This window comes from Halorubrum sp. FL23, from assembly GCF_052439115.2.
GTDB classification, from domain to species: Archaea; Halobacteriota; Halobacteria; order Halobacteriales; family Haloferacaceae; genus Halorubrum; species Halorubrum persicum.
In genome coordinates this window covers 34,833-45,771 of sequence record NZ_JBQVRO020000019.1, presented here as the reverse complement: position 1 = coordinate 45,771, position 10,939 = coordinate 34,833, and the positions used below count along the sequence as shown (strand labels likewise).

Here is a 10,939-nt window from a genome sequence, read left to right as displayed (position 1 = left end):
ACACTTGGTTCACCATTGAGAGACCATTCATGAGACTGCTACGAAATCGGTCTGGCAGCAAGCCGCTATCCAACTACCGATACGCTGATCACGTTCAATGATGATTACTTTGTGAAGGTCCGAAAGAGTAGCAGCAATCGCTCTCCCGACCTCACCAGCACCAATTACCGTAATCCGCATCGAATCCTTAGTTGAACTATCGTCAGCTATAGATCCGAACAAAGTTTCAGTATTCATCACTAATTCCTGGGACGATTTCGGGTTATGACCAACCTCTAACGAAGTGTCCTGAACCTGCCGATACTAGTATCTAGATGTCACCGGGCATTATGAGTTCTGTTCTTATAGGACATAGACGATGTTTGCTGGATTGTTATCAGGTGAGCTTCTGTCCAGCAGTAGAAGCTGTCAACGGTAATTGGTGTGGATAGTTCTGATCCATCCTTTCAACCCTTTCTGTGGTTGGTCTCCTGTCGCTGTCGAACGATTCTTCAGTTGGCCTTCCTCGAAAACGGGTGCTCTACTAATTGGTGTTCAGCAGTGGCGTTGATCACTCAATGGTGACAGCGCCAAAGCTAGAATATATAATAGTCCACCATATCCGAATCTTTATATTTAGACATTCGAAAGACTAGGTATGGGTGATCAGACAGCCAAAACAACTGTTCGCTCGCTTTCCATAGTAGATACCATACAGCGATTGGATGGTGCGACGTTAGATGAATTAACAACCGAGCTGGCAATGGCGAGAAGTACGGTACATGTGCACCTTCGTACGCTTATCGATCATGGCTATCTGACGAAGGAGGGTGAAATGTACCACGTTGGTTTGCGGTTTCTCAACCACGGCGAATACGCACGGTCACGGAAACAGGCATACGTTCTTGCTGAAGAGACTGTATCCAATCTTTCTGAGCAGATTGATGAAGAGGTAGAATTTGTCGTTGAAAACAACGGTCGGGGCATTCTTGTTCACGAATCATTCCATCCGGATAGCCAGTTTGACTCAAAGGATTCTCACACGTCCAAATCGATTACAGCTGCTGGTATCTACTATTATCTTCACAGTGTCGCAACTGGAAAAGCGATACTTGCTGAATACCCGAGGGATCGTGTTGAGGAGATAGTAGGCCAGTGGGGGTTACAAGAACAGACTGAGAAAACAATTACTGATCAAGACTCGCTCTTTGAATCTCTGGATGCGATCAAGGAACGGGGAATGGCGTTTGCTGACGAAGAATATGTTAATGGGTTACGAGAAGTCGGTCGGATCGTAAAAAACCCGGATGGGAGTATTCTTGGCGCGATTGCAGTTATTGGTCCGACATACCGATTCCAGAATGAGCGATTCAACAATGAAATTCCAGATATACTAACTGAATATGTCACGTCACTTGAGAAGGAAATTGAGGATGTTTATCGAGAAGAGCATTTTAGAACCGATGATCTTCCGTAGGTAAACAACTTCGGGCACGGTGGCCCGAGGCCTTTGTAGTTCCTCAGTCGTGCGCTAGCACTTCCTGTTCCACGAGGGGACGGGATGAGGTTGACCGGCCGGCTTACACGCCCTAACCCGGACAGACGCACCACTGCACCTGTGGCTGGGTTTTGTGAATCAGGTAATTCGTCGTGATGCCATTGAGTTTCGCCGTCTCACGATATTCACTGACGCATTCCGGTCAGCGTGGTCTTGCACTACGTCACACTCGTCGTTCGTACAGCGGAACCGCCGTCCCTGCCGATACCCACGTTCACCACAGCACGATTTTTTCTCTAAGGTACCGGCAGCCGAAGGTTACAGTTATTGTTGTACGCGCATTGTTCTCAAACACAATGGACTTTGTACACCTATCAGCAACGCCAGACACCACATCAGTACATGTGGAACCACTAAAGACGGACAATATCTGTAATGCCGATCAGTTACAGGTATCAAAAGGTGATGATGCCTCAGATATCCTACCGGATGAGATACTCAAAGACCATATTCGATCGTTCGAAAATTCTATCCAAAACTATGCGTCCCAAGCAATCATGATTCGCGGAGAGTTTGCACAGCTACAGCGTGAGTTGGAGACACAAATCGAGCAATTTGATCAGACCTGTGAGGTCCACTATGAGGATTCTGAGGTAATCATCTATCAACTCAACAAACAGAAAGATTACGAATATATCCTTGATTACAATGAGGTCGAAGTCCCCCAACTCCGCGTAATTCTTATTGAATTGATGCGGGCAATAGCTGCTGACCGATCTGATGAGGTTGGTCGGTATCCCCTTGTTATTCGCAAACCACAGATGTTCCGAAGTGGTGAACGTCATATTACCAGTCAACTGTTTAAAGAAGGGTGTCAAGGTTAGAGCGCATCCGTCTTTAGCTACTTGACTTCGCACGTTATCTCGTTAGAGCGTGTGAACCGTGGATGCTGCCGATAACGTCGTTCCTGTCGTGTACTGATCTAATCGATCAATTCGAGTGTTTCTCGACGCGGCAGAAACATCAGGCCAAAACCTACGTCACAGGTCTTGTTGCGGCCAGCAACAAGACCGTTCAAGGCATCTCGAATATCGTTCTCCCGGCCAAGAGCGAACGCGCTCTGAACAAGTTTCTCACCGAGTACGACTGGGACGAAGAGCAGCTCAACAGAGAACGCCTCGCGCTGCTCCAACAAGCAGATGACACGAGATGGACCAGTGAAGGTGTCGTCATCATCGACGACACCTTCACGCACAAAACGGGCAAGAAAATCCCTCATGCAGGGAAATACTACGTTCACGATATCCACAGCTACATCTGGAGACAGAACATCGTCTACGCACTCTACGCCGACGAGAAAACCACCTACCCACTCGGCTTTCGCCTCTACAAGAAAAACGACAAACGCCGTATTGAACTCGCTATCGAACTCGTTGACGAACTCATCGAGATAGGTGTCCCGGCGGACACCTATCTCTTCGACATGTTCTACAGTACCGAGGAATTCGTTACTCATCTCGAAGGGTACGGGAAAGAGTGGGTTTCAGCCGTCAAAAGCAATACACGCGTCACCTATGGCGGTGAGCGAATCTGTGTCGATGCGCTCAGCCAGCGCATCGACACAGTGCCACGAACAGTCAACGGAGATACCTACCACATCTGGACACAGAAACGTGAAGTCGGACGGCTGGGGGAGGTGAAACTCCTGATCACCGAGAAAGAATCGAGCGACGAAGACGAGGAACCGAGCGTGAAGTACATCGTGTCGAACAAAATCGACGCGCCAGCGAGCCATCTCATCGAGTTGTACGCGATGAGATAGCGAGTAGAGACGCTCTTCAGGGACACCAAGCAGGATCTTGGTTTTGGCGACTGCGAGTTACGGCATGCCGCAGGTGCCAGTCGGCACTGGCACCTGCTGATGCTGGCCTACAGTCTCCTCAAGTTTGGTGCTGCACATAGCGCCCTTGGAACGATTCTCGGACACGCGAGTTCACTCCGAAACGACGTCAAACGATCCTTCCGTGAAAGCGTTCAGAATCTTCTGTCGTGGGCACTGACCAGCCCGGATCGCAGCATCGACGAGCTAATGCAACAGATCGATGGGGTGTTCGTCTAACGTGCGAAGTCAAGTAGCTAAAGACGAATGCTGGTATTGTCTTATTGCCCATCAACCAGAACGGTACCATCCCCTGCAATCTCTACAACATGATTCGGCGTTTTAAATTGAAGCCTCCATGCCCTATTCTCGTGATTCGCTAAGGCTTGTATTGCGTCCGTAGAAACGTAGCGTTGAAGCTGCAATTCAAGATGTTCCGGTTCAACATTTTTCTCCGTAGCAATTTCATCGATTATCTGCTCGGGGAGGAATTGCTGCATTATAACTACTCACCCTCTCTTGCCAATATGTCTGTTCCTTGCGCACTGTTCAACGACCAGCTATTTCAGACGAAATGTATCTAAAGGATAAGGTTTTAACAGGGCCAGCATTACATAATAGGGGAGGATTGCCCATAAATCGCCAGTACGACGGCAGTAGCGTAATTTTCAATATCAGGGTCAGCCTCAGCGACGATTTCATCCCCATCACTAAGAAATTCCCAGTCTCGATGGTCCTTCCCAGCAGTCAAACCAGTCTTGATGCGCTTACGGACGGTATTCTCTGTATCGCCTGTTGACTCGTAGAAAATACCTCGTCCAGATTTACTGCGTGCCCATCCGATCCCAGCAGCGGCTGTCTCACCGGATTTGACCGTTTTCCGACTTTGAACAACAGTCAGACGATCGCCGACTGCTCCCAAATCAGGAGCGGTTCCGATAACCTCAAGAGCAGCATCGCTCGGAATGACTGAAGAGACACTAACTAAATTGTAATTATGAACGTTCGCAGCCGCTAGCGCTGCATCATACGATGCCTTCTCGGTTGAAGCATTGCCGATTCCCCAGACGATTCTAATTTGACCCATATCCGTTCAAATCGGACACCGAAATAAGGAGTTTCGATTCACTTGGAGCTTGCATAGCCGCCAGAGCCAACACCTCACGCCGACAGGCTAATCATCATCAGACTCAGAACGGAAAAGAACCCTTTCGCTGTTCTCGGTACACAAACCTAGTCAAGAAGGTGACGATAGCTACGTTAGCTGGGTCATCATACTTGTTCATTGACCACTAATTCCTTTGGAGTTCTCCAATTGAGCAGTCATACGGGATCAACATCGATTAGCGATCGCGTGGAATTAGCGACAACGAGAGCACTACTGGTCGCCATTGCGACAGCGGCGAACAGGGGATTCAATAGACCGGCGACTGCGAGTGGAATCGCTACAGCATTGTAACAGAATGCCCAGCCGAGGTTCTGGCGGATTCGTCGGTGAGTCTTAGCAGCGATCACGAAGGTTTCCGCAACTGCCTCAAGATCGTCCGAAATGATTACCGCGTCAGCAGCGTCGGTCGCAAGTTGCGTTCCTCCCATAGCGATTCCGATATCCGCGACCGCCAGTGCAGGGGCATCGTTATTCCCGTCACCAACCATAGCGACCGTTCCCCGATGGAAGTTGAGACTACAGCGGGTATAGCGGGCCTGTGATGCGTGGTTTCGGCCGAATCGGAGGGCGGAATCCGCGTCAGATCGCTTTCTGAACGGTCGCTCTTGTTCCGCAGGCAACTATTCCAGCGGATTTCCGAGACTCTAGATAGTGTCGCCACTCAGACGCCGCGCTCTCACGGAGAAACTCTCGTTACTATCCGATTCCAGTCTCCTTCTTCACCAGCGTCAGTGTATTATCGGCTGTCACAATCGGCGAGTGCTCGTATTCACCGGTTAACTGCACCTGAATCAGCAGATCGACCGCCCGCCAGATCGAGTATAGGAGACAGGCGAACGCGAAGTAGAAGAATCGCAACCCAAAATGCTTCGATGTTGTAGCAGCCATGAACCGTTTGATCGATTTGTAGCCGCTCTCAATCTCCCACCGATACCCGTACTCCGTGAGATGCCCGGTTCCCCTATTCGTCATGAACACCGAGTACTGGCGATGATCGGTGTGTTCGGAGTTCTCTTTCCGTCGGTAGATTAGCGTCGTCGAGTGCCACTCGTTATCGCCGAGATGTAACTTCCGATCGGTCTCATAGCGGTCCTTTTCCTTCTTGAGGAGCCGTTTCGCCTGCGCTTTCTCGCTCGTCTGCATTCGCTTCGGGACGACGTAGGAGAGGCCGCGCTGGCTGAGCATCTCTAGGATGTGCTGGCTATCGAACTCCCGATCCATCAGCACGTTATCGACATGAACAGCCGCCTCTGCCGAATCCAAGAGGTCCGTGACGATCTCCTTGCGCGTGTCCCCCTTCCGAACTGGGCGCGCATCTAAGACGATTGGGACGGCATTCCCGACCAGTTGGACTGTCGCCCACTGGTAGGCGTACTCATCGGTGTTCTCTTTCGTGCCGATAATCTCGTCTTCGTGACCCGCACGATTGCCAGTAAACGGGTCGGACTCTGTGATGTCGATCGCGACAATACCGGCTCGGAAGAACTCCTCGGTCTCTGCGACTCGATCTAAGAGACGACTCACGGCTTGGCGGTACATCTCGCGTATCTGCTCAATGGAGAGATCCCGCACATGCTCGCGATGGGCGTGGCCCAAAGGTGTTCGATCTCGGGTCGATTCGTGGATGAAACTCCGAGCCCCTTCGTTGACAGCTAAGTTCTCTCGAAGCCCCAGATAGGTCTGAAGGTCCCAGTAGGCATTCTCATGGATCTCACAGCCCTCACCACGGTCCAATGAGAACGCAGGGAACGCAACATCACTGACTCGCTCAGTAACTGTCTCTGCCTGCTCTAATACGGTCTGGTCATCGGGGTTTGATTCCGGACTCTCGTCACTGTGTCTGCGGCTCTGCCGTTCTGGTTCTCGTGGAACAGAGACACCCGCATTTTGGGCTTTGATGAGGATCGTTCGCGCTGTGGTTTCGACCGTGTTCCGGAGGTCTGCAGTGAAGCGATGGTGCCAACTGCGCCACAGGGTTGACTGATCGGGGACCGACTCCAAGCCGATCTGTTCGCTGAAATCAGGGTGCTGGGTGAGGTATTCGACGAGGGCCGTCTCGTGGTCCCAGCCATGGCATTCTTTCAGCAGGAACAAGCGAAATAGTGTCTCCATCTCGTAGCTCGTCGATCCTGCATACCGGTCGTGGGGATCGAACTGGACGTATGCAAGCGGTAATGTGTGGACGAATGGTTCAACGCCCTCGTGTTCGTCTTGTTGGAACCACGTTTTTGCGACCACGCGGACATCCGACTCCAGTGCGGGAAGCGACGAACGATCGAACAGCGGGCTAGACCCATACGTTGGCCAATCGACATAGGAACAATGAGCGATTTGGCGAAAGACTGTTCGACGCGACTCGGGGGTCATAGCCATGTGGGTACTGATAGCAAAACGTCCAAGACCAGTTGATCAAGATCGGATAGAAGTTGGATTCATCAGCGGAAGTGTTGTGGTTAGCTGGAGTAAGAGACACTCCCAAATTGTGTTTCTCGCCAGTATTTCCAGAGGTAGGATAGATCACTAGGATACAACAGTTTTACAATTTCCCGCTTGCTCCCATCGTTAATATCTGAAAGGGTATCTCGAGAAAGCTTGTTCAGATCTTGCATGAGTCGGTCGTACCGTTCGTTTGGTGCAAGGTATAGCAACCTCGTCATCATCAATCGACGGTCTTGTCTGGGGGCAACTTGCTCGTTCCATAGGTCGTCGTAGACTCCCATCTCCTCAGCAGAGATGTTTTTCGTCCTCGTCAGACAGCGGTCGGCTGTCATTGCAGCTGCGCGAGCTGATTTCATACACTTGTAGATTCCCTCTCCCCAGACAGGATCAACCGATGGGACAGTATCACCGATCGCCATAAACGAATCAGTACTCATCGATTCGGGGGGCTGTACATGTGCTGATCCCCGAACTGGACTCTCTGCGATTTGTCTGGCGTTCTCGAACCGTGGGTCAGTATCAAGCCAATGTTCGAGATACCCGTCGACGGTGCGATCGTGAATGGCGTTTTCTTGATAGCGTTCATTCTGGATGTAACAGATGCCGACTTTTGCTGTGTCGTCACCCGTATGGAAGATCCACGAATAACCTCCAGGGGCGTACTCGTGGTCCAACCGCAACATCATCGCGTCAGTGAGATCAGCAAACTCGGGATGATTGAGATCGACGCCTTCGAATAAGTATTCAATACCAATCGCGTGGTTCTCCCGCTCAAGATTGGCTATCCCCAGATCTTTAGCCAGTGGCGCAGCCGGACCCGTAGCATCAATAACGATTTCGCCAAAGACCTCCTGGTCACGGTTATAACGGACACCAACGAGATCACCATCTTCGACGATCGGGTCACGAACACGAGCATCAAACCGATACTCAGCACCCTTGTGACGACCATCCTCGACAAGGAACTTCTTGAACGCCTCGAAGTCCAAGACAAAGCCCGGCTGGTCCTGGATAAAGTGTTCATTTGGAGATTCAAGAACTACTGATTCAGTCGCGTGCATAACGACGTCGTCCGGGATGCCGAAGGAGGTCATCATTGACGCAAACGTTCCGCCGGTAGATTTGTTACTTTGAGCTGGGAATTCATCTTCTGCTTCGGTTTCTAGGACGACAACATCGTACCCACGGTCAGCTAGATCTCGTGCACACTGCGCCCCCGCTGGACCTGCCCCAGCGATGATCACATCATACCTGTTTGACATCGTTGGAGAACAACTACTCAAGAGCGGACGAACAAGATGTTGGAACACAGTGCCACTTTTCGGTTGTTTCTACACAGGCCCGGTGCCCACCATCTTAGTGGGCAGACATCTGTGACACCACGTTGACGAAGTAGACGCCACCGATAATGAGGCCAATTCCGAGAAGGCCTGCCAGATCAACTGGTTCATCAAAAATAACGGCCCCGATACCTGCCACACCGACAATACCCAATGCTGCCCATGTCCCATAGACGACACCCATCGGTAATTCCTCTAACGTCAGGGATAGTAGATAGAACGCTGCCCCATATCCGAGGACAACCCCAATACTGGGAACCGGTTGTGAAAATCCCTCCGAGAGTTTGAGGGCAGTTGTCCCGAATAATTCGGAGAGTATTGCACCAGCGAGCAGTACGTATGGATGCATATCGTTAGGTCTCGAAGCCCCCGAGATACGACTATTGAAACAAAACAGCACTTACAATTTGTTTGGAGGCACAATGACAAAGCATGACGGAATTGGGCGAGCTTGGACTCTCAAGTTACGAGGAGAAGGCCTATCGAACCCTTCTCGTAACAGGAGCAGTGACGGCAGCTGAACTCTCTGATACTAGTGGAGTCCCAAAAGGCCGTATCTACGACGTACTAAACGGCCTTGAAGCTCGCAAGTTGATCTGGAGACAGTCAAGCGACCCAAATCGGTACGTGGCCGTACAGCCAGAAACCGTCGTCGACAGGCTTCTGGCTGAACGAGCGTATGAACTGAAACAAGAGTGGGATCGTTACCGCGAGAAAGCAGAAACAGTTCGTTCGAACCTTTTGCCGACACCACCAACAGAGAGTAGTTTCTGGCTTGGATCGCTCGGGAGTGACGAAATGAGTACAGCGCTCCAGCAGCATATGCGAACCGCGGAGAATGTTGTCAAAGCAACTGTCGGGCCTCCCTACGAGGATGCGACGTGGGAGACACTCCAATCTGAAGTGGAAGGCTTTTTCGAGGGTGCTAATACGGATTTGTCTGTTGACCTCCTCTTCAGTGAAAAAGCAGTTACCGTACTCCCCGACCGATTCCCACATCTAATTGAAAACCAGCCCGCAGACATAACTGTCAGAACGACTCCTGAGATTGCGCTTTCGTTTGATATCGTGGACAATGTGGAGACGACGATTGATGTGCTACATCCAGTATCTGGTGAAGACAGGATCGGTGTGATCGGGATCAAAGATTCGCAAGTAGTCTCCGAGTTTGAGCAGTACTTCCAACGACTGTGGACCGATGCTGTTCCCCTCCTTGAGTGAGACAGTGATGATGGGAGGAAGACGTGATGTGATGTAATTGACTCAAACCGATATTGCCTCTGTGCATTGAGAAGGCCAGTCTCAACTCCACAGCTTTTAGGACGTGTTGCGAAGATAGGAAATAATGCACAGGTTCGACCCCGACTACTCACCAAACAGAGTGCTCTTGCGTCCCCCTGCTCACCAGTGAATAGCCCACTAGTCTGTCGAATTCTCATTCTTCAGACAGAATATCGTGCGAAAAAGATATTCGCTGAAAACTGCTTCTTGAGTAACTACCGCTAGGGAGCAAATTACGTGAGATTCGATCTCTGACCTATCCAGAAGCCAAATATCATCACGAGGAGGAGAATAGCTACGGGAACCCAGAATCCAAGGCTCGTAAATAGTTCGACGGAGAGTATCTCAGGTGCGAAGATAGCTAGATACAGAGGTATGCCAATCAGCAATCCCGCCGCAGCAGTGAGAATAAATCTTGGGTACGAATCCATTTTCAATTATATTAGCACAGGCTCTGATAACAGTTCTCCGGTGTTGGCCAGTCACGGGGCGACCTGTATTGACCGCGACCGGGTCAGATGTGGCCAGCCGCTAAGAGGTTCAATCAAGCTCTGAGATTCAAACTCCTCGACTCACGTAATTACGGCTCGTTTCTCCAAACGCGGTACGCTTGGTTGGCGTGTTGAAATCGGCGTGTCTCGGCGTCAAATTTACCGGCTGTTCGTTTGTTTGTGCGAAGAACCACCCGTTCAACGTCCGAACTCATATGCGCGAGCAGGTTGCGGTATCCGCGATTTTGCATCACCTGTTCAGCGATCATTCTGCGGTCGGCCGTCTGTGCTCGTTCAAGTGTGACTATGCCTCGATCCCCATCATCGGACTCTGTCTGCCACTCCTCGACGGTGACAGTCACTGTGTCTCCGTCTGACTCGCTTGTTACATCGTCCGTTGGTACGACCGAGATCGTCGGTGCGTCGAACTTGACGAGAGCGGCACTCTCTGATGTTGTGTGTCCGTACCCCGCCACGGCGGCGTAGTGGCCCCCACCGAGGTACGGAAAGTGATCCTCATGGTTGCTATCCATCTCATCAGCCGCTGCCTCTATTGTCCACGATTCACTTTCACCCGCCGGGAGGTTTTCACAGATGCCGTCGTGGGCGTACGGGCCGATGTGAAACCATTGATCCTCCTGTAATTTGTATAAATCCCAGCCGCCGCAGCTGGTAGATTCCTGTGACCGATTGAAAAACGTAAATTCAATTTGAGTGGGTAACTCCGCTCGTTCGGTCCTTGGGCGGACGAACGCCTGTGTTGTTTCATCAGCCTTGTGGTACCAAGTAACGCCACCCTCACCGGGAAGGTCAGGGATCGACATACCAGAGAATTCTGAGTCAGATTCTGGCCCAGTTGAGTTC

At 50.9% G+C, this 10,939-nt stretch carries 11 protein-coding genes and 2 pseudogenes; 4 read left to right on the top strand and 9 right to left on the bottom strand.

Annotated elements, in window-relative coordinates:
• Positions 1-27: 27 nt before the first annotated feature.
• Complete coding sequence (locus ACT4MF_RS16615) at positions 28-180, bottom strand: NAD-binding protein (RefSeq protein ID WP_512053316.1); 153 nt, start codon at positions 178-180, stop codon at positions 28-30.
• Positions 181-637: 457 nt separating this feature from the next.
• Between ACT4MF_RS16615 and ACT4MF_RS16610 the strand changes: the two genes are divergently transcribed.
• The 3 genes and pseudogenes from ACT4MF_RS16610 to ACT4MF_RS16600 all read left to right on the top strand — a co-directional run bounded on the left by ACT4MF_RS16610 (position 638) and on the right by ACT4MF_RS16600 (position 3,596).
• On the top strand, positions 638-1,456 hold the full coding sequence (locus ACT4MF_RS16610; protein ID WP_444683389.1) for an IclR family transcriptional regulator: 819 nt from the start codon (positions 638-640) through the stop codon (positions 1,454-1,456).
• Positions 1,457-1,833: 377 nt separating this feature from the next.
• Positions 1,834-2,361 (top strand): hypothetical protein, encoded by a 528-nt coding sequence (locus tag ACT4MF_RS16605; protein ID WP_444683390.1) that lies wholly within the window; start codon positions 1,834-1,836, stop codon positions 2,359-2,361.
• A 62-nt stretch (positions 2,362-2,423) separates the two neighbouring features.
• Positions 2,424-3,596, top strand: a pseudogene (locus ACT4MF_RS16600) (IS701 family transposase).
• 41 nt (positions 3,597-3,637) lie between these two features.
• Here the strand turns inward: ACT4MF_RS16600 and ACT4MF_RS16595 are convergent.
• The 6 genes and pseudogenes from ACT4MF_RS16595 to ACT4MF_RS16570 all read right to left on the bottom strand — a co-directional run bounded on the left by ACT4MF_RS16595 (position 3,638) and on the right by ACT4MF_RS16570 (position 8,652).
• On the bottom strand, positions 3,638-3,856 hold the full coding sequence (locus tag ACT4MF_RS16595) for a HalOD1 output domain-containing protein (protein ID WP_444683391.1): 219 nt from the start codon (positions 3,854-3,856) through the stop codon (positions 3,638-3,640).
• Between the two features lie 110 nt (positions 3,857-3,966).
• Positions 3,967-4,443 carry a pyruvoyl-dependent arginine decarboxylase gene (locus ACT4MF_RS16590; RefSeq protein WP_444683392.1) on the bottom strand — a complete coding sequence of 159 codons (477 nt, stop codon included), beginning with the start codon at positions 4,441-4,443 and terminating at the stop codon, positions 3,967-3,969.
• 236 nt (positions 4,444-4,679) lie between these two features.
• Positions 4,680-5,105 (bottom strand): annotated as a pseudogene (locus ACT4MF_RS16585) (HAD-IC family P-type ATPase); the annotation flags it as partial.
• Positions 5,106-5,220: 115 nt separating this feature from the next.
• Positions 5,221-6,897 (bottom strand): transposase, encoded by a 1,677-nt coding sequence (locus tag ACT4MF_RS16580; RefSeq protein WP_444683393.1) that lies wholly within the window; start codon positions 6,895-6,897, stop codon positions 5,221-5,223.
• A gap of 80 nt (positions 6,898-6,977) precedes the next feature.
• Positions 6,978-8,225 (bottom strand): digeranylgeranylglycerophospholipid reductase, encoded by a 1,248-nt coding sequence (locus tag ACT4MF_RS16575; protein ID WP_082222585.1) that lies wholly within the window; start codon positions 8,223-8,225, stop codon positions 6,978-6,980.
• A gap of 94 nt (positions 8,226-8,319) precedes the next feature.
• A complete protein-coding gene (locus tag ACT4MF_RS16570; RefSeq protein ID WP_050033927.1) occupies positions 8,320-8,652 on the bottom strand; it encodes a DMT family transporter in 333 nt (110 codons plus the stop codon).
• 83 nt (positions 8,653-8,735) lie between these two features.
• Between ACT4MF_RS16570 and ACT4MF_RS16565 the strand changes: the two genes are divergently transcribed.
• Positions 8,736-9,524 carry a TrmB family transcriptional regulator gene (locus ACT4MF_RS16565; protein ID WP_050033928.1) on the top strand — a complete coding sequence of 263 codons (789 nt, stop codon included), beginning with the start codon at positions 8,736-8,738 and terminating at the stop codon, positions 9,522-9,524.
• Positions 9,525-9,817: 293 nt separating this feature from the next.
• Here the strand turns inward: ACT4MF_RS16565 and ACT4MF_RS16560 are convergent, their stop codons facing one another.
• Both ACT4MF_RS16560 and ACT4MF_RS16555 read right to left on the bottom strand, forming a co-directional pair.
• Positions 9,818-10,015 (bottom strand): hypothetical protein, encoded by a 198-nt coding sequence (locus tag ACT4MF_RS16560; protein ID WP_128906258.1) that lies wholly within the window; start codon positions 10,013-10,015, stop codon positions 9,818-9,820.
• Positions 10,016-10,164: 149 nt separating this feature from the next.
• A complete protein-coding gene (locus tag ACT4MF_RS16555) occupies positions 10,165-10,899 on the bottom strand; it encodes a hypothetical protein (RefSeq protein ID WP_128906259.1) in 735 nt (244 codons plus the stop codon).
• Positions 10,900-10,939: the final 40 nt, after the last annotated feature.

Bases quoted from the DNA above. Each gene is read 5' to 3' on its own strand.
- ACT4MF_RS16570 (WP_050033927.1), bottom strand. From the start codon at position 8,652: ATGCATCCATACGTACTGCTCGCTGGTGCAATACTCTCCGAATTATTC.
- ACT4MF_RS16555 (WP_128906259.1), bottom strand. From the start codon at position 10,899: ATGTCGATCCCTGACCTTCCCGGTGAGGGTGGCGTTACTTGGTACCAC.
- ACT4MF_RS16605 (WP_444683390.1), top strand. From the start codon at position 1,834: ATGGACTTTGTACACCTATCAGCAACGCCAGACACCACATCAGTACAT.
- ACT4MF_RS16575 (WP_082222585.1), bottom strand. From the start codon at position 8,225: ATGTCAAACAGGTATGATGTGATCATCGCTGGGGCAGGTCCAGCGGGG.
- ACT4MF_RS16565 (WP_050033928.1), top strand. From the start codon at position 8,736: ATGACGGAATTGGGCGAGCTTGGACTCTCAAGTTACGAGGAGAAGGCC.
- ACT4MF_RS16580 (WP_444683393.1), bottom strand. From the start codon at position 6,897: ATGGCTATGACCCCCGAGTCGCGTCGAACAGTCTTTCGCCAAATCGCT.
- ACT4MF_RS16590 (WP_444683392.1), bottom strand. From the start codon at position 4,443: ATGGGTCAAATTAGAATCGTCTGGGGAATCGGCAATGCTTCAACCGAG.
- ACT4MF_RS16595 (WP_444683391.1), bottom strand. From the start codon at position 3,856: ATGCAGCAATTCCTCCCCGAGCAGATAATCGATGAAATTGCTACGGAG.
- ACT4MF_RS16610 (WP_444683389.1), top strand. From the start codon at position 638: ATGGGTGATCAGACAGCCAAAACAACTGTTCGCTCGCTTTCCATAGTA.
- ACT4MF_RS16615 (WP_512053316.1), bottom strand. From the start codon at position 180: ATGCGGATTACGGTAATTGGTGCTGGTGAGGTCGGGAGAGCGATTGCT.
- ACT4MF_RS16560 (WP_128906258.1), bottom strand. From the start codon at position 10,015: ATGGATTCGTACCCAAGATTTATTCTCACTGCTGCGGCGGGATTGCTG.